Source organism: Kitasatospora sp. NPDC058063, assembly GCF_042885395.1.
In the GTDB taxonomy this organism is placed as follows: Bacteria; Actinomycetota; Actinomycetes; order Streptomycetales; family Streptomycetaceae; genus Kitasatospora; species Kitasatospora lactacystinica.
Window position 1 is genome coordinate 123090 of record NZ_JBHVSD010000016.1, and the last position, 16165, is coordinate 139254.

The window sequence follows — 16165 nt, forward strand, 5'->3', positions numbered from 1 at the left end:
GGCGCCCCGCGCTCTCGCCCCCCCCCCCCCCGGTCGGGGCGGCGGCGGCCCCCCCCCCCCCCCCCCCCCCCCCCGGGGGGGGGGGGGGGGGGCCCCCCCCCCCCCCCCCCCCCGGCTGCACTGCTCGCGGCCCGACCAACTGGCCACATGTTGCGGCGATCCCTCGGATTCGCCTGCGACGGCGGACCGTCATGCGCGGTCGAGGCCCACATCCGATCCTGATTCGAGTCGCGTGGCATGGAAGCGGCCGGCTTTCAGCGTCCGTCTCCGGCCGCTGAATCGATCACCTGCTCGGGCTGCCCATCACGCCTTGGGCGACTTGTAGATGGTGGCGGCCATCGCTCCCAGTTGCTTGTTGGCCTTGAGCGCGAGGTCGATGGCATCGCTCACGGAGTCACTGGGCACCGGAATGTTGTTCACGTAGATCGCGAAGGCGTAGCGGTGGCCGTCCTTCGCATCGACATAGCCTGCGAGTGCCTTCGTGCCGAGAGCCAGTTTGTCCTGGTAGGAACTGACCAGGGTGCCGGTCTTCGCGCGGATGTGTCCTGCGGCGGGATCGGTGCGCTCGATGACGTCGGCAAGCGAACCGTCGACGCCCATGCTCGGCATGGAGTCGTAGAAGACGTCGAAGTCGTCCTGTCCTGCCAGGTGCCGCAGTAGCGCCACCTGGGCAGTCGGCGTCGCCTTGTCGCCGGGGAGGCCCTGGGCATCGACGAGGCTCACCGAACTCGGATCCACACCTGAGCGGGCGAGGAACTCCTTCTCGATCTTCATGCCGTCCGCGTAGGTTCGTTGCCCGTTGTGTGCTGCCATCAGCGGCGGCAGAAGGTTCGCCCCGAGATTGTGGCTGACCTTGTTGATCAGCTTTGCGTACTCCTTGAAGGGCGGAGAAGAGTAGGTCGCCGAGACGGGCAGCGAGCTCACTTCCGCCGACGGAGGAAGCCTGTTGTCGGGGTTCGCTCCCAGCGAGGGGGCGGATACGCTGACGCCGTTCCTGGCGAGTGCCTCGATGAGGACGGTGCGGGCGAACGCCGCCGGGTCGGGAACCTGGTAGGTCGTCACGAAGAGAGCCTTCGCGTCCGCGGGCACGGAACCTTGCACCCGAATGTGACCGGGACTCACGCTTTCGGTCGTCACCGCCGGCTTGCTTCCGGCGGGCGTGGTGGTCACCTGCGCGTCGACGCCGAAGGCGGCCGTCTTCGGGCGCCAGTCGACCTTGGCCGGTGCGCCGGGTGCGCCCGGCGTGATGAGCACGTCGATCAGGTTGTCGTTGACGACGGTCGGAGTGACCGGAACCCCGCCGATCGACACCGGGTCCCAGAGCCGGTTGTCGATCACCACGTCGCCGTCGACATGGCGGACTCCACTGGCCGCAACCTGTCGAGCCAGTTCGTTGACACCCGCCAGCGGATCCTCTTCGGTGATGGTCGCCATGCCGGGTACGGCGTTGGCGTCATAGTGGTCGAAGTCGGGGACGTCCAGTCCGCCTGCCGCGGTGGTCCGCCCACCGAGTGCCAGATCGCCGCTCCCGACCAGGATGAGATCGCCGGAGAGCCGTCCGTCCGCGCCGACCGTACCCGAATGCACCACGGGCGTACGGAAGCGATGGTCGTCGCCCAGGACATCGAGCGCAGCACTGACCGCGAAGGTCTTGGCCGTCGAACCGGTCATGAACTGGGAATCGGCGCCCTCGGATTGGACGACCTTCCCCGTCTGCAGATCGGCGACCTGCAGGCCCCACTGGCCCGACGACCACGGCGCGGTACTCATGAGCTTCTGCAGGTCGGCGCTTACCCGTGCGGCACCCGGCGCCGGAGAGGCCGAGTTGTCCGTGGAGTTGTGGGAACACGCCGTCATCGCCACGGCAGCCGTCATCGAAGCGGCGAGCGCCAGGGCTGCGCGCCGCCGTACCCGAGGTGTCCTGATTCCGGAGAGGGAGTTGCTCGACATTCGTTCTTTCCTGTTCGACTTTCGTGCTCGATCAAACGCTTCCGGCCTGGTTGCCGCGCAGCGGCTAGGCCCTCTCTTTCGGATCACGTCGGACCGGTGGGCGTCGTTGGAGTGCGTGCATCGGCGGTGCGGAGGAGGGAGTCCATGCGGAGCATCGGCGACCGACGACAAGCCGGCGAGGTGCGTGCTCCGGCGGCGACCGCCTGGCGTGATCCGAAAGAGAGGGCCTAGGACTTCCCGCCCTTGCCGATGGCGATGCTGCCGTTGCGGGTCCGGACGGCCACGGAATGGCCGCTCGCGTCGTCCTTCGCGACGTTCACGGTGACGTCGCCCTTCTTCGCGGCCGTGCGGACCGCGTACGTCGATTCCGGCAGGCCCAGCACGACGTCGCCGTCCCTGCTCTGCACGTCGACCGAGTCGGGCACGTCGGCCAGGCCCAGGTCGACGTTGCCGTTCCGCGACGTGACGCTGACGGACCGGGCGGAGATCCCGTCGCCCTCGATGCTTCCGTCGCCGCCTTCCAGGGCCAGCTCGGCTCCGTGGAGGTCCGACAACCGGACGTCGCCGCCGGCGGTCCTGGCCGAGAAGTCCGCGGTGAAGCCGGTGGCCTCGATGCGACCCTTGCCGCTCTCGGCGGTGACGGCGACGGCGCGCGGCACCTTCACGGTGTACTTCGCGCCGCAGTTCACCGAGATCCCCGTGCAGTCCAGCGAGATTGTGAGCGTGCCCCCTTCGAGCTGCCAGCCGGACCCCACCTCCCCGCCGACCTTCCTGCCGCTGACCCGTCGTTCCACCTGAACGCCCTCGACGTCGGCGGCCACCAGCGCGAGGTCGGCGGAACCGGACTTGACGGTCAGGCTGCGACCGGCGAAGTCGAAGGACCTCGATTCCACGGTCGCGTCGGCCGATGCGCCGTCCGGGGTGCACGCCGTGGCGGCGAGGCCGAGGAGCACGGCTCCGCCGAGGGCGAGAAGCGTGCGCGTGGTCGGTTCCATCGAATTTCTTCCTTCGTCAACGAACATGGTGGTGTGGATTCCCGCACCTCGGTTCACGAGCGCAGTGCCCGGACCGCGACCGTGCGCGACACCCGGGCCGCCTGCAGGACCAGCGCGAGGCAGGTGGTGACCAACGTCCCGGCGGCGAGCGCCCCGAGCGTGGCCCAGGGGAGGCCCGCCAGGACCCGGACGACGTCGGTCCGGGCTCCCAGGGCGATGGTGAGACTCGACACGGCGACGAACAGCGCGCCGAAGACGATCGCCGTCCCCGCGTAGATCGCCCCCTCGTAGACCATCGACCGGGTGACCACGCCCGGCCGCGCACCGGCCACCGTCACGACGGCGGAGTCACGGGCGCGCTCCCGTCCGACGAGGGCGATCACGGCGAGGCCCCCGACCCAGGACACGGCGAAGACCCAGCCCAGCACGACCAGGATGTTGTCCAGCCCGGCGCTGCCTCCGGGCATGACCTCCCCCATCACCATGAAGAGGCCGACGAACGACAGGGAGAGCGCGAAAGGGCAGCACCGTGGTGACGCTCCTCGTCGCGCGGGCCCGGCACGACTGCACGGCAAGGTGCCAGGCGACGCCGCGCGAGGGCACCAGCGCAGTCCAGAGCTTCATCAGCGGGGTGAGCACCCACGGCCCCATCAGCAGCAGCAGGCAGACGAGGAAGAGGTTCCCGGCGAACGCGAAGGCCGTCCGCTGGGCGAGCCCGCCCTTGAGTTCGAGGCCCAGGCCGGGGACCCACATCCCGACCACACCGGCGAGCAGGCACACGGCGAGGCCACCGCGGGCCACGCCCGGCCGCGCCGGGGGATCGGAGAAGTCCCGGAAGGCGCGCATCTCCGGCGTCCTGGCGGCCCGCCGGGTGACGCCCCAGCCCCCGAGCAGGCACGGAACCAGTCCGAACAGCACACTCACGCCGACGTACCAGAACCGGAACCCGACCGAGGCCCCGTGCAGTTCGAGACCCGTCCCCTTCCACTGCGCGAGGGTGACACCCGCGACCAGCAGGGCGAGCGGTGCGGCCAGCGCGCCGGCCATCGCGCCCAGCACCACCAGCTCCGTCCGCAGGATGGTCCTGACCCGGTGGCGCGGAATCCCGAGGATCACCCACAGGGCGTGCTCGCGCCGCTGGGTCGTCAGCGTCAGACCGACCGCGGAGGCGACGATGCCCACGGCGGCGAGCACGGTGAAGAAGACGATGTTGCCGCCGAGGGCGATCGACGCGGAGACCATCCGCGCGTTACCCGCCGCCCGCGCCGCCGAGACGGCGGTGAACATCGCGATGGCCGAGCCCGCCGAGCACGCCGCGCCGACCGTGGCGCACAGGAGCGTCCACCACCACATCGACGCCTGCAGGCGGATGTCCGACAGCACGAGCCGGATCACGACTCCTCCCCGCCGGCCTCGTCCGCCGACTGCGCCGCGAGGACGGCGTCGCCCACCGCGCGGGAGTCGCCACCGGGGATGACGGCGTGCACCCGCCCGGACCCCATCACCACGACCTGATCGGCCCGCGCGGCCGCATGGGGGTCGTGGGTGACCATGAGCACCGTGCTCCCCTGCGCGGGAAGCGCCTGCAGCCAGTCGAGCACCACATGACCCGACTTGAGGTCGAGCGCACCCGTCGGCTCGTCGGCGAAGACGATCCGCGGCTGGTTCGCCACCACCCGGGCCACCGCGACGCGCTGGCGCTCGCCGCCGGAGAGGCGGTCGGGGCGTCGCCGCGCGTGCTTGGCGATGCCGAGCCGCGCCATGGCGTCCTCGACCCGCGCCCTGGGCACCCGGCGGCCGGCGAGCCGCGCCGGCAGGGCGATGTTGTCCTCGACCGTCAACGAGCTGACGAGGTTGTACTCCTGGAAGACGAAGCCGATGTTCTCGCTGCGGAACGCGGCCTGCTTGCGGGGGCTGAGCGAGCGGACGTCCGTCCCGAGGATCTCGACGGACCCCGCGGTCGCCCGCTCCAGCCCGGCCGTGCAGAGCAGGAGCGTCGACTTGCCCGAACCGGAGGGGCCGACGACGGCGGTCAGCCGGCCTTCGGGAATCTCCAGATCGATGTCGTTCAGGACGCGCGCCGTCTCGCCCCGGCGGCCGGGAATGGGGAATTCCATCCGAAGGCCGCGCAAACGAATGCACGGCACGGGAGAGGTAGTGGAAAATGCCATGACTCAAGGAAAGCAAGGCCGGGCAGTGGAGTGCACGGGTGCCTGCTCTGCTCTTGGCGGTAGACTTGGATCTACCGCCCGACCGATCCGAACTGTGCGAAAATGTTGATCATGGCGCAGATTCGTGTTGCCCGGAGGCTGCTGACCGAATTCGTCGCAGCGGCCGCCTTTCCGATTCTCCTGATTTCCGTTCTCGCTGCGCCGGTCTCGGTTCCGGTGGTGGCCGAACTGGACCGCTCCAGGGCGCAGTGGTGCGGAGTCCGGACGATGCCGCTGCGACCCGCAGACCGCAGCTGGCCGCAATGGGTGGCCGGTCGGCTGCGGGCACGGTCGGTGTGGAAGACCGACCTCCCCGTGTTCGTCACCGCCGCGCTCCTGTCCGCGCTCTCGCTGTTGGTGGGCTTCTTCGGATTCGTCGGCGCTCTGGCGCTGGTTTTCTCCCCCGTCTTCTGGGGTTTCGGCATCGCCGCGAAAGTCGGCCCGTTCACCCCGGCCGCCCTGTGGGAAACCCTCGTGGCGGTGCCCGCCGGAATCGCCCTCGGCGCGGTCACCGTGGGCGCGCTGGCCGGCATCTCCCTGCTCCGCGACCTGCTCCTGCGGGCCTTCTCGGGGAGCCGGAACCCCGACCTGCTCGCGAAACTGGACGAACTCCGCGCCAGCCGGGCCTCGCTGACGGCGGCCTTCGAGAACGAGCGCCGGCGCATCGAGCGTGACCTGCACGACGGCGCCCAGCAGGAACTCGTCGCCCTCGTCATGCGCCTGGGAATCCTGGAAGCCGCAGCGACGGCCACCGACCAGGAACGGATCGTCCAGCTGGCCGGCCAGGCCCAGGCCCAGGCGGAGCGCGCGCTCGAACGGCTGAGGGAGACGGTGCGCGACATCCACCCCAGCGAACTGAGCGATCTCGGTCTCGTCGCCGCCGTCCGGGAACTGGTGGCCAGATCACCGTTGCGGGTCGAACTGACCAGCACCGGTACGGACGCCTGGCTCTCCTCGCCGATCGCCACGGCCGTGTACTTCACGGTCTCCGAGGCCCTGACGAACATCGCCAAGCACGCGGGCGTCGGGAACGCACGGATCGAGATGCGGTGCACCGAGAGCGGCGTCCGCGTCCGGGTGGGCGACGACGGCGCCGGCGGCGCGCGGATCAGCACCGGATCCGGGCTCTCCGGGCTGCGTGAGCGGATGCGAAGCGTCGGTGGGAACCTCGAAATCATCAGCCCGCCGGGCGGCGGAACGGAGGTCGTGGCATCCGCCCCGGCCCACCCCCCGTGGTGACGGAATTCGACAGGGAAAAGCGATGGGAAATCGATTGTGAGAATCATCCTGGCGGACGACAGTCTGCTGATACGCGCCGGAATCCGGGAGATCCTGGTTTCCAGTGCCCACGACGTGATCCGTGAATGCGAGGACGCCGACGAACTGGTCGCCGCCGTCGACGACCTCATCGCCGCCGGAGCCGCCCCCGACCTGGTGATCACGGATGTCCGCATGCCGCCCGGGAACACCGACGACGGACTCCGGGCCGCGATCGACATTCGGTCGCGGCACCAGGACCTGCCGGTACTGGTCCTCTCCGCCTACGTCACGGGCCCGTACGTTCGCGAACTCCTGAACGGCCCGGGCGCCGACGGGGCCGTCGGCTACCTGCTCAAGGAGAAGGTGGGCAGAGTGGCGGACTTCCTGCGGGCCGTCGAGACGGTCTCCGGCGGCGGAGTGGTGATCGACCCCGAGGTGGTCCGCCACGTCACCCGCGCCGACCCGCCGCGGGGCCCGCTCGCCCGGCTCACGGCCCGCGAACAGGAGGTGCTCGCTCTCATGGCCGAAGGCCGCTCCAACGCGGAGATCGCGGCAGAGCTGTTCCTCTCGGGCGCTGCCGTGGCCAAACACGTGGGGAACGTCTTCCTGAAACTCGGCATGCCCTCCGGCGAGGACAACCGCCGGGTGAAGGCCATCCTGACCTGGTTCGAATACAACTAGAGCGGCGGCAGGAGTCCTCGCGTCATGGCGAAGGCGGAGGTGGCTGCGACGAGCAAGGCGTTGACACGGCCGATCACCCGGTCGATACGCGCCGGGTCGTTGGTCGCGACGGCCTCCTCGAGGTCGTCCGCGTGGCCGCGGGCGGCGAGCGCCTCGATTTCCTGGGCAGTGGCCGCGTCCTCACGGAGCGCTGCCACCAGGGTGGGAAAGTCGAACGGTCGGGGGGCCGCGTGGTTTCCGGCGCCCACCTGGACGGTCGCGCCTTCACTGTGGACGTTGACCCCGAAGACCGTAGAACCGTGGGTGGCGTGGATGTTGATGCCTTGCGGGTCGCTCATGAGGTCCCTTCCGTACAAGTCGGCGCCCAGGGGCGTGGGCGCGTAGTACTGACGGGAGCTCGGGTGACCGATCACCAGCCCCCGGTTGAGCAGCTCGCGTGTGACCAGGCGAACGTCCGCCTCGTTCCAGCCGCGGGCGGCGAAGTAGTCCCCGAGAAAAACGTGCCGCTGGGGACCGGTGCGTGCGCAGATGACGGAGAACAGCTCACGTGCCCGTGCGGGCACATGCTCCGGAACAACCGAAGGAGCGGGAAGGCCGGCAAGGTAGCGGCGATGGTTCCAGGAACGGTAGGCCCGCCAGGGCCGACCCAGAAGGCGCCTGAGGCCCCGTAATCCGCCCAGGCACAACCAGGCCAGCACGAGGAGCACCGCAGAAGCTGCCACAGTGAACGACACGTTGCCCCCCCAACCCAACGCCGGCCAACGGTTCACCAGGCGCCGCCTGCGCGCCACCGTACTCCATCCGGCAATCGATCCGACATGGTTCGACCGCATGCACGGCCGAGGCATCCATCCGGCCGGGCCGACCTCGGGCGAACTCTCGACTGGTTGATCTGCGCCCGGACCTGCACCGGCATCGGCCCCTCCTTGGTCCGGGGCATGCAAAGAGGGCCCGCCTCCCCGGTGTGCGGGGAGGCGGGCCCTCGCAAGGTCTCGTGCTCCGCCCTCGCAAACTGCGGTTCACCGCCACCGCGCTGACCAGGGAGTTCTAAACGATCACCCGCAAAACCATGGCGCTCCGTCACGCCCGTCGAACAGTGTGACGATCTGGTTCCGGACAGTGATGCCTTGGATCGGGTCACCTTCGCCCGAGCACCCACCACCCCGTCGGCCGGCCGCCACTCTTGACCCGGCACGGTCAGCGCCGTGCCACATCGAAAAGGGGGAGGCAGATGATGGGCACCACCCGGCAGGTCGAGCTCCTACGGACCGAAGTCGGCAGATCCTGCGCGAAGGCCTCAAGGAGCTGCGCACCGACAACGCGGCCCTGCGCGCCGACCACACCGCACTGCGCACCGAGCTCACAGCCACCGTCACCGGGGAGCTGCAGGACGTCCGCGACGAGCTGCGCCGCGCTGTGGGCCGCGACCGCAAGGAGCTGCTCGAGGCCCGCCAGGAGATTCGGGACCTACGCCGGCAACTGGACGACGCCCGCGCCGGGCGGTCGGCGCAGCAGGCCGCCGACCCCGGCCGGGACCCGGATCCGCCGCCGTTCTTCCACGGGAGCAGTACACCCGCCGTTCCCGCCGGCCCTGGCCCGTTGCCCGGACGCGACAGTGCCTGGAGCGGCCAGGAGCCGGCCGCGACCGCCACCGACGGGCAGGCCGTCACTGCGGCCGGCCAGCCGACCTCCACCGACCGCACCGCCCAGCCGACGTTGCCCATGAAGGAGACCACTGTGCCCGACCAGACCGCCGACGAGCCGAGCAACGAGCCGGTCGGCCCCACGTCCGAGGCCGGCATGGTCGCCGAACTCACCGCGGCCGTCGGCGACCTGCTGCCCGCCACCGAGGCCACCACCGCCCGCCCGGCCTCCACCACGGCGCCCGCGCCGGACACCCTGATCGGCACAAGCCGCCTGGAGGCCGACCTCTTCCACACCCTGACCAGCGCGGCGTGCGTGGGCTCCGCCGAACTGGTCTGCCACCCCCACGCCTGGCAGTTCATCGGCTCCCGCGCCGCGGCCGCCAGCCCGCACTTCCAGTTCCCCGCCGGCATCACCCAGGAGAAGACCGACATGGTCGTCGTCCTGCTGCCCGGCCCCAGCCTCATGGCCGTCATCAAGGCCCTCTACAGCGCCTACTGGCTCGCCGGCAGCGACCTGGCCCGTATCGAAGACCGCGCCCTGGCCCTGGCCTATTACACCGCCATCGCCCACGAGGTCCGCAAAACCCAGCCGGTCACCGCTACCACCGAAACCCCCGAACCCGACCGGCCCCGACTCCGCATCATCATCGACCAGCGCCCCACCTGAACACCTGAGCCGCACACCAGACCAGCCCCAGCCGGGCTCCCCACACCAACCACCGACACCCGGCTGACATCCAAGGGGGTGGCGTCACCGGTGACGCCACCCCCTTGGATGTCACCGGTGACGCCCGCTACCCCTGGGCCCCGAACTCCAGGACCGTCCCTGCGCTCGCCTTGCCGAGCGGTCGCAGGCCTGCAGGAGGGCGCGCACCTCGGCGACGAGGTGTCCGGAACGGAGGGTTCTCCATCCGCTGCCGACGGTTCTTCTCCGCGACGGCGAAGGCCGGGCCCGTCGGGGATTCGACGGGCCCGGCCTGGGCCTGCGCGGTCGGTCAGCCGGTGCGGCCGAGGTGGATCACAACGATGGTGACGGCGGCCTCGGTGATCTCGTACATGACGCGGTAGAGGCCGACGTGCATCCGCCGCAGGTCGGGCGAGCCGTACTCCGCGGTGCCCGGCGGGCGGGGGAGTCGGCGAGCAGGAGCGCCACAACCAGGAGGTCGTGACCCGGGTGGACGACACCTTCGTTGCCGCCGTCCGCGAGCGCACCGACGAGCTGGACTTCCTCGCCGGCCTGTTCGGTGAGGCCGCCGCCGGGTGGGAGGCCGGCCTGCGCCAGGACTACAACTGGCTGCGCGAGTCCGAGAACACCCACCAGCCCCGCGATCGAGGACACCCTGACCCCGGACGCCGATGAGCACGCCGCCAGCAGCGCGAACGTAAGTGTGTCGAACTGCCGGTGGAGGGGTTCTGCGAGCCGGTGCCCCGGGGATCGCCGACCGGATGCTGGAGTGGCTGTCCCCGGTGCTCGAGCGGGGCCCGCCGTCCGCCGGCCGGAGGCGGGGTCAGTGGGTGGCTTCGACGGCGACGCCGACGAGCTGGAGGATGGCGCGGCCCCAGGAGGTGGCTGCGATCAGGACACCGAAAGTGACGGCGGTGAAGACGGTGAGCGCCTCGTCGGCGCGGCTACGGGCCTCGGTACGGCGCCGGAGCCGGAGAAAGATGATGATCGCGAGGAACGCCGTCGCGCTGATCGTGTACTGCACTGCCCCACCCCGACCCGGAATTTGACTCTGTGTGAGGCCCCGGTGACCCGGAGCCTACTGCATTCGGGTGAGCATGCCAGAGCCGATCGCCGGCCGGGGCCGGTTCGGGGGAATCCGGCGGGCGCAAACGGTCCTGCCCGCAGCTTGTCGTCGAGCGGCCGGGCCTCGCGCGAAAGCCACCCGTGGATGGCCTTCGGCGTCCGGGAGGCACGTCTACTTCTCTATCAACTGGGTGGAGATCGGCGCGTCGCTCGTAGCGGGTGCGGAGCCGTTTGAACTGGTGCAGCCAGGCGGTTGCTCGACTACCCAGCGCACCTTGCCCAGTCCGGGCCTGCAGCCTCATATGCCTGCGCCGCCTGCGAACCTCGTCCTGAAGTGATCAGCTGGCTACGCTGAACCACCCCGGCCGCACCTCGATCAGAAGCGGATGCAGCGACCGCACTGCGGCCCGCAGGTCCTCATCCGTGACGTCAAGAGGCTCTGGCAAGCTCAGCCCATACCGGCGCAGCCGCCAGAGGTCGACAACCTCGCTCCCGTCTGCTGCGAAGTCCACATCGACCTCAGCGCCGTCGTCGTGCACGAAGCGGCACCCTGCCCCATGAACCGTGTAGGAGAAGGTGCCGATGTGCCCACTCCGGCTGATGATCCGGCGTGAACGGACCAGGCCCAGGACATCTGCGAGCCGCTCAAGCGATGGAATCGCCGCCCTCATGGCCCCGCCAATCGCGTTCAGGGCGTGGACGTAACCAAGCACGAGGTCCCGTGCAGCCCCAACCCGTTCCATACGGCGTCACCCCCTGAGATCGTGGCTGAGGGGATTGTTCCATGGGCCGCCAGCATCTCCGCAGGACAGCATTCTGAAACGATCAGTTAATACTGCAATCGCATCTGGGGTCGCGCCGGTGCCTCCGAGTGCCGAATCCGTCCGATACCAGCCCCCGGGAGACCTCGTGCGGGCGACCCGGGCCGGCCTACCGTGGCGGGGTGAGCGACGAGACGAACGGGTGCACCGGGCGAGTCCTGGTCCTGGTGCTGCCCGAGGTGAACCTGCTGGACCTCGGTGGTCCTGTGCAGGTGTTCGACGCCGCGGCGCATTTCGGCGGCGGCTACCGGCTGGAGTACGTCGGCGAGGCAGACGGTCTGCGGTCCGCCCAGGGCCTGCGGCTGGCCGGTCTGGCACCGCTGCCGACGACCCGGCCGACGGCCGGCGATCTGGTGCTCGTACCAGGGCCCCGGTTGACCGGATCCGACCGGCTGGTCGAGCCCGCCGTGGTGCGCTGGGTCCGCGAGGCCCACGACGCGGGTGCCCGGGTGGCGTCGGTGTGCAGCGGTGCCGCCGTCCTGGGGGAAGCGGGACTGCTGGACGGCAGGGCGTGCACGACCCACTGGTCGCTCACCTCGGCGATGCGCGAGCGGTACCCGCGGGCCCGGGTCCGCGAGGCCGCGCTCTACGTGCACGACGGGCGGATCAGCACCAGTGCGGGGATCTCGTCGGGGATCGACCTCGCGCTGTCCCTGGTCGAGCGGGACCGCGGCCCGGAACTGGCCGCGCGGGTCGCCCGCGAACTGGTGCTGTACCTGCGGCGGGACGGGGACGCGACGCAGATCAGTCCGTTCCTGCGGCACCGCGACCACGTCCAGCCCGCGGTGCACCGGGTGCAGGACCACCTGGCCCAGCACCTGGACGCCGCCTTCACCCTGCGGGAACTCGCCGGCCTCGCCGGGCTGTCCCCGCGCGGTCTGACGCGGGCCTTCACCGCGGTCACCGGCATCACCCCGTTCGCCTATCAGCGGCAACTGCGGCTGGAGCGGGCCCGCTCCCTGCTGTCCGGTACCGATCTGACGGTGGAGGCGGTCGCGGCCCGCTGCGGCTTCCGCGACGCGCGGCAGCTGCGCCGGGTGATCGCCGACGCCTTCGGAGCCCCTCCCTCGCGGCTGCGCGCACCGCTGCGGCCGACCGCCTGACGGACCCGGCCCCTGCGTGAGGGCCGTCGCCCTCCCTCCCCCGGCCTCTTCCGCTTTCGCGTTTCCACGGGTTTCCCCGTTTCCATGAAGTCGTTTCCACGAGGGCCGGCGGCACCACGCTGCCGATCGGTGCCCGGATTGTCGAGGTATGTGTTGTCCGAAGTGAGTTCCGAGGTGGGTTCTGGTTCCGAGGCGCGCAAGGGGCACCGGGCCCTGCGCCGTATCGGCTGGGTACTGCTGGCCACGGCGCTGTCTGCGGCGTCCTTCGCGGGGATCGCCTTCGCGGGGGTGAGCGCGTCGATGGCCGACAGCTTCGCCGCCGCCCCCCGCGGAACCGGTGCCAGGGCGTGGCCGGCCGCCCGGCCGGTGCCACCCGGCCGGATCACGGTGGCGGTCGCGGTCGGCAGCGCGGGCTCGGTGGCCACCGACGTACTCGCGCCCTACCAGGTGTTCGCCGAGTCGCGGGAGATGTTCGTCTACACGGTGGCCGCCGAACGCCGTGTCAGCCCGCTGTCCGGCGGCGCCCACTTGCTGCCCGACCACACGCTGGCCGAGGTGGCGGACGGCACCCTGCCGGAACCCGACGTGGTGGTCGTGCCCGCGGTGACCGACCCCACCGGCGCGGGCGAGGAGGGCCTGCGCCGGTGGATCGTCGAACGCCACCGCAAGGGCGCCCGGATCCTCGGGGTGTGCGCGGGCTCCGAGCTGCTGGCCGCCTCCGGTCTGCTCGACGGCCGCGACGCCACGTCGTTCTGGTCCAACATCGGCTCCCTGGAACGCAGTTATCCGAAGGTCAACTGGAAGCGCGGGCAGCGCTACGTCGAGGACGGGCGGGTGACCACCACCGCGGGCGTCACCTCCGGCACCGTGGGCGCCCTGCGGGTGGTCGAGGAGCTGGCGGGCGAGACGGAAGCGACCCGTATCGGCACCGGGCTGTCCTACCCCGGCTGGACTCCGGACGGACCGACCGCGATACCGGCCAACCACCTCACCCTCGGCGACCTGCCGTACGCCCTCAACGCCGCGTTCCCGTGGCTGCGACCCACCACGGCCATCGGCCTGGTCGACGGGGTCGAGGAGATCGACGCGGCCGCGGCCGTCGAAGGGTACGGCGGAGTCTCCTTCGCCACCCGGACGGTAGTGATCGGCGCCGGCGACACCGTCACCACCCGCCACGGTCTGGTCCTCGTCACCCGGCCGGCGACGGGGGACGCCCACGGCGCGGACCGCTTCGTGGTGCCCGGCGTCAGGGACGCCTCCGGCCTCGGCACCGTGCTGAGCGGCTGGGCCCGCCGCAACGGGCTCACCGCCGAACTGCCCGGCGGGGGACGGCGGTCCGGGGAGTTCGGCTTCGATCCCGTCCTGCGGGACCTCGCCGAGCACAGCGACCGCCGTACGGCGCTGGCCACCGCGAAGTTCTCCGAGTACCCCTCGGCCCATCTGGAACTGACGGGCGCGCCCTGGCCCTGGCGGTCCACCCTGCTGGCCGCAGCGACGGTCGTCCTGAGCGTGGGAGTGGGGCTGGCACCGACGGCGACACGCCGGGCGATGCGACGGCGGCGCCTCCCACGGCGTCCGGCGGCGTAGTCCCCAGTGTCGGCAACGGGTGAAACGAGGGCCACGGACGGCGGATCAAAAGCGGGTCACTGCGTGATCTCTTGATCATCCTGACTTCACTGGTACGGGAGTCAGGAGGGAAGAGGTGATCGGGGTGGAGGACTGGGCTGAGATCCGTCGGCTGCATCGGGCCGAGTGGTTGTCGGCGCGGGCGGTAGCCCGACAGCTGGGGATCTCCCGGGGCACCGTGGCGCGGGCCCTGGCCTCGGACCGGCCACCGGTCTACCAGCGTCCGTTGAAGGGCTCGGCGGTGGACGCCGTGGAGCCGGCGGTCCGCGAGTTGCTGCGGCAGACGCCGCATCCGAGCCCTGGCCGGGGCCGGCCGGTCGACCGCGCACAGCTGGGCGCGGATGGTGGATGACCACGACACGCCACTCACCTACACCGCCATCAACGACTTCCTCCGCCGCGGCGGCAGATCCACCACCACCCCCGCCGCTGAGCGGACCCGAGGCAGCCAGTGGGGCGAGCGAGATGGCCGTTGACAACCAATAGCCCCGCTCAGACCCCTGGCCGCAGCGGCGTGCGCAGGCAGAAGCTCGACAGCCGAGCCAGGGGGCCAGGCCGCCGGCAGCCTCGCGTGAACGCCGTGCGGGTCACAGTGGCTGCCGCCAGTTGCGGTAGGCATGCGGGGGCCTGGCGAAGCCGCTGTCGCTGAAGGGGTTCGGCAGCGTGCCGTCGAGGGTGCCGACCAGGAAGTCGCCGAAGCCCGCTGCGAAGCGGACCCAGCGTTCCTCCCCGTAGAGGGGCTGGCGCTTGAAGACGACGACGTCCCAGCGGTCCGGGTCCCGGGTGTCGCAGAGCCAGAAGGCCACGTCGCTATTGACGCTGCTCGCGAAAGGGAGAAGCCTCCCCTCCTCCAGGTTCTCCGGCGCGGTGCCGGTGAGGGCCGCCGGCTCCTCTCTGGGGTCGAAGTCCAGCCCGTCGACGAGGTCGCCGTACGGGGAGCCGTCCACCGGCGGCGTGCTGACGCCGAGGTATTCGTCCAGCTCGCCGCCGCCGTAGAGCGCGACGAAGTCACGGTAGTCAGCGGGTAGGTGCAGGCCCGTGGTCCGGGCCAGCTCCTCCCAGTCGACGGTGTCGCCCGAGGTGCTCGGCTCCCCCAGCAGAACCGAGAGGCGGGTGATGGTCGGGTGGACCATGGCGGCATCTCCTCCGTGGGTGGCAGGGTTCGATCAGTCACCGTAGCCCGGCGTCCTGCCCAGTGCCGCCCTAACCGGAAGATGCCGTCGCCGTGCGCGGCGTACACCACGGCGGTCTCGAAGGGGCGCTGGGTGAGTTCCCTGTCCTGTGCCAAACGATCTTGAGCGTTTGCCACATGATCTTGACCGGTCGTGCGGCTGAACAGCCTTCCTGGGGTTTGCTGGCGCCGAGGCGTCGTCACCGGGCCGGGACGGACTGTGGGATCGGCTTGGTGCGCTCCGCGCGCTCCAGGCCCTCGTCGATCTCCCCCACATTGCGCTTCCTGCTCAAGGGCGCCAAGGACCCTCTTGCTCCAGGCACGGCCCGTCGGCACCTGCCGGGCGGGCCGCTGCCGACACGGCCGCCATGACACGATGCCAGCCCCGGCCAGGGGCGGCTGGAAGGACCGATGCCCCTCCACCAGGAAGCTCGCCCAGGACCTCGGCGTCTCCCAGCGCACCGTGCAGCGCTGGCTCAAGGGCCAGGGCGCCCCGAAGCCAGCCGCAGCGAAAGCCATCGAGCAGAAGGTCCGCGCCGGCTGGCAGCCGCGGGTCAAGCAGCGGGTGCGCCGCGACGCCGAGAAGAACGGCTTCATGCTGCACATCCAGGCGACCTTCGGCTACTCGGCGGCCGGCGGCTCGACCGACGACCCGCGCGAGCGCATGATCACGCAGAAGATGCCCGACGCCGTCGCCCAGCGGCTCTACGAGGCCCGGGACGCCGGAGCCAGCCAGGCCGAGCAGGAGCGGATCCTCGCCGAAGGCCTGCGCGAGCACTACTTCAAGGACAACGAGCACCGCGCCCGCGGCCTCGACGTCGAGCTCAACGACGTCGCGTGGATGGACGTCGAGCTGTAGGACTACCCCGCCGGCGGCCCCGTGTCGCCGAAATGTGACTGAGCGCTTCAGTTGGCGAGTGAGCGCTGGAGTTGGCGGGGCCGGCGCTCACGT

At 70.9% G+C, this 16165-nt stretch carries 16 protein-coding genes and 3 pseudogenes; 8 read left to right on the top strand and 11 right to left on the bottom strand.

What is annotated here, in order from left to right; translation table 11 throughout:
• Positions 1-303: 303 nt before the first annotated feature.
• The 5 genes from dacB to ACFVUY_RS26440 all read right to left on the bottom strand — a co-directional run bounded on the left by dacB (position 304) and on the right by ACFVUY_RS26440 (position 5062).
• Positions 304-1950, bottom strand: coding sequence for a D-alanyl-D-alanine carboxypeptidase/D-alanyl-D-alanine-endopeptidase (gene dacB, locus ACFVUY_RS26420; protein ID WP_387733859.1), 1647 nt, complete (start codon positions 1948-1950; stop codon positions 304-306).
• A 227-nt stretch (positions 1951-2177) separates the two neighbouring features.
• Positions 2178-2972 carry a DUF4097 family beta strand repeat-containing protein gene (locus tag ACFVUY_RS26425; protein WP_387733861.1) on the bottom strand — a complete coding sequence of 265 codons (795 nt, stop codon included), beginning with the start codon at positions 2970-2972 and terminating at the stop codon, positions 2178-2180.
• 26 nt (positions 2973-2998) lie between these two features.
• Positions 2999-3412, bottom strand: a complete 414-nt coding sequence (locus ACFVUY_RS26430) for a hypothetical protein (RefSeq protein WP_387733863.1) — start codon at positions 3410-3412, stop codon at positions 2999-3001.
• Positions 3294-4340 (bottom strand): FtsX-like permease family protein, encoded by a 1047-nt coding sequence (locus tag ACFVUY_RS26435; RefSeq protein ID WP_387733865.1) that lies wholly within the window; start codon positions 4338-4340, stop codon positions 3294-3296. The genes ACFVUY_RS26430 and ACFVUY_RS26435 overlap by 119 nt, the downstream gene beginning before the upstream one ends.
• The gene (locus tag ACFVUY_RS26440; protein WP_387733867.1) at positions 4337-5062 is read right to left on the bottom strand and encodes an ABC transporter ATP-binding protein; all 726 of its coding nucleotides are present in this window, start codon (positions 5060-5062) and stop codon (positions 4337-4339) included. The genes ACFVUY_RS26435 and ACFVUY_RS26440 overlap by 4 nt, the downstream gene beginning before the upstream one ends.
• A gap of 321 nt (positions 5063-5383) precedes the next feature.
• Here ACFVUY_RS26440 and ACFVUY_RS26445 point away from each other — a divergent pair, with 321 nt between their 5' ends.
• Together ACFVUY_RS26445 and ACFVUY_RS26450 are read left to right on the top strand one after the other, a co-directional pair.
• On the top strand, positions 5384-6394 hold the full coding sequence (locus ACFVUY_RS26445; RefSeq protein WP_387733869.1) for a sensor histidine kinase: 1011 nt from the start codon (positions 5384-5386) through the stop codon (positions 6392-6394).
• A 33-nt stretch (positions 6395-6427) separates the two neighbouring features.
• Positions 6428-7096: a response regulator gene (locus tag ACFVUY_RS26450; RefSeq protein WP_387734029.1), complete on the top strand. Its 669-nt coding sequence runs from the start codon at positions 6428-6430 to the stop codon at positions 7094-7096.
• Here the strand turns inward: ACFVUY_RS26450 and ACFVUY_RS26455 are convergent.
• Positions 7093-7830 (bottom strand): hypothetical protein, encoded by a 738-nt coding sequence (locus ACFVUY_RS26455; RefSeq protein ID WP_387733871.1) that lies wholly within the window; start codon positions 7828-7830, stop codon positions 7093-7095. The two genes, ACFVUY_RS26450 and ACFVUY_RS26455, sit on opposite strands and share 4 nt — an antisense overlap.
• A gap of 865 nt (positions 7831-8695) precedes the next feature.
• Between ACFVUY_RS26455 and ACFVUY_RS26460 the strand changes: the two genes are divergently transcribed.
• Positions 8696-9409 (top strand): hypothetical protein, encoded by a 714-nt coding sequence (locus ACFVUY_RS26460; protein WP_387733873.1) that lies wholly within the window; start codon positions 8696-8698, stop codon positions 9407-9409.
• 328 nt (positions 9410-9737) lie between these two features.
• On the opposite strand, the pseudogene ACFVUY_RS26465 reads toward ACFVUY_RS26460, so the two are convergent.
• Positions 9738-9872, bottom strand: a pseudogene (locus tag ACFVUY_RS26465) (type II toxin-antitoxin system RelE/ParE family toxin); the annotation flags it as partial.
• Positions 9873-9916: 44 nt separating this feature from the next.
• On the opposite strand from ACFVUY_RS26465, the gene ACFVUY_RS26470 reads away from it, so the two are divergent.
• Positions 9917-10102, top strand: a complete 186-nt coding sequence (locus ACFVUY_RS26470) for a hypothetical protein (RefSeq protein ID WP_387734033.1) — start codon at positions 9917-9919, stop codon at positions 10100-10102.
• Positions 10103-10250: 148 nt separating this feature from the next.
• On the opposite strand, the gene ACFVUY_RS26475 is transcribed toward ACFVUY_RS26470, so the two are convergent.
• From ACFVUY_RS26475 to ACFVUY_RS26485, 3 genes and pseudogenes are all read right to left on the bottom strand, one after another.
• On the bottom strand, positions 10251-10451 hold the full coding sequence (locus ACFVUY_RS26475) for a hypothetical protein (protein ID WP_387692105.1): 201 nt from the start codon (positions 10449-10451) through the stop codon (positions 10251-10253).
• Positions 10452-10683: 232 nt separating this feature from the next.
• Positions 10684-10778: pseudogene (locus ACFVUY_RS26480) on the bottom strand (IS5/IS1182 family transposase); the annotation flags it as partial.
• Positions 10779-10830: 52 nt separating this feature from the next.
• Entirely contained in the window at positions 10831-11235 is a 405-nt protein-coding gene (locus ACFVUY_RS26485; RefSeq protein ID WP_387733875.1) for a DUF6896 domain-containing protein, read from the bottom strand.
• A gap of 200 nt (positions 11236-11435) precedes the next feature.
• On the opposite strand from ACFVUY_RS26485, the gene ACFVUY_RS26490 reads away from it, so the two are divergent.
• The 3 genes and pseudogenes from ACFVUY_RS26490 to ACFVUY_RS26500 all read left to right on the top strand — a co-directional run.
• Positions 11436-12416: a GlxA family transcriptional regulator gene (locus ACFVUY_RS26490; RefSeq protein ID WP_387733877.1), complete on the top strand. Its 981-nt coding sequence runs from the start codon at positions 11436-11438 to the stop codon at positions 12414-12416.
• Positions 12417-12590: 174 nt separating this feature from the next.
• On the top strand, positions 12591-14003 hold the full coding sequence (locus tag ACFVUY_RS26495) for a DJ-1/PfpI family protein (protein ID WP_387733880.1): 1413 nt from the start codon (positions 12591-12593) through the stop codon (positions 14001-14003).
• Positions 14004-14127: 124 nt separating this feature from the next.
• Positions 14128-14331: pseudogene (locus ACFVUY_RS26500) on the top strand (helix-turn-helix domain-containing protein); the annotation flags it as partial.
• A gap of 298 nt (positions 14332-14629) precedes the next feature.
• On the opposite strand, the gene ACFVUY_RS26505 reads toward ACFVUY_RS26500, so the two are convergent.
• Complete coding sequence (locus ACFVUY_RS26505) at positions 14630-15175, bottom strand: SMI1/KNR4 family protein (RefSeq protein ID WP_387733883.1); 546 nt, start codon at positions 15173-15175, stop codon at positions 14630-14632.
• A 414-nt stretch (positions 15176-15589) separates the two neighbouring features.
• Between ACFVUY_RS26505 and tpg the strand changes: the two genes are divergently transcribed.
• Positions 15590-16072: a telomere-protecting terminal protein Tpg gene (gene tpg / locus ACFVUY_RS26510; RefSeq protein ID WP_387733885.1), complete on the top strand. Its 483-nt coding sequence runs from the start codon at positions 15590-15592 to the stop codon at positions 16070-16072.
• Positions 16073-16165: the final 93 nt, after the last annotated feature.

Bases quoted from the DNA above. Each gene is read 5' to 3' on its own strand.
- ACFVUY_RS26425 (WP_387733861.1), bottom strand. From the start codon at position 2,972: ATGTTCGTTGACGAAGGAAGAAATTCGATGGAACCGACCACGCGCACG.
- dacB (WP_387733859.1), bottom strand. From the start codon at position 1,950: ATGTCGAGCAACTCCCTCTCCGGAATCAGGACACCTCGGGTACGGCGG.
- ACFVUY_RS26445 (WP_387733869.1), top strand. From the start codon at position 5,384: ATGCCGCTGCGACCCGCAGACCGCAGCTGGCCGCAATGGGTGGCCGGT.
- ACFVUY_RS26505 (WP_387733883.1), bottom strand. From the start codon at position 15,175: ATGGTCCACCCGACCATCACCCGCCTCTCGGTTCTGCTGGGGGAGCCG.
- tpg (WP_387733885.1), top strand. From the start codon at position 15,590: ATGCCAGCCCCGGCCAGGGGCGGCTGGAAGGACCGATGCCCCTCCACC.
- ACFVUY_RS26440 (WP_387733867.1), bottom strand. From the start codon at position 5,062: ATGGAATTCCCCATTCCCGGCCGCCGGGGCGAGACGGCGCGCGTCCTG.
- ACFVUY_RS26485 (WP_387733875.1), bottom strand. From the start codon at position 11,235: ATGGAACGGGTTGGGGCTGCACGGGACCTCGTGCTTGGTTACGTCCAC.
- ACFVUY_RS26430 (WP_387733863.1), bottom strand. From the start codon at position 3,412: ATGCCCGGAGGCAGCGCCGGGCTGGACAACATCCTGGTCGTGCTGGGC.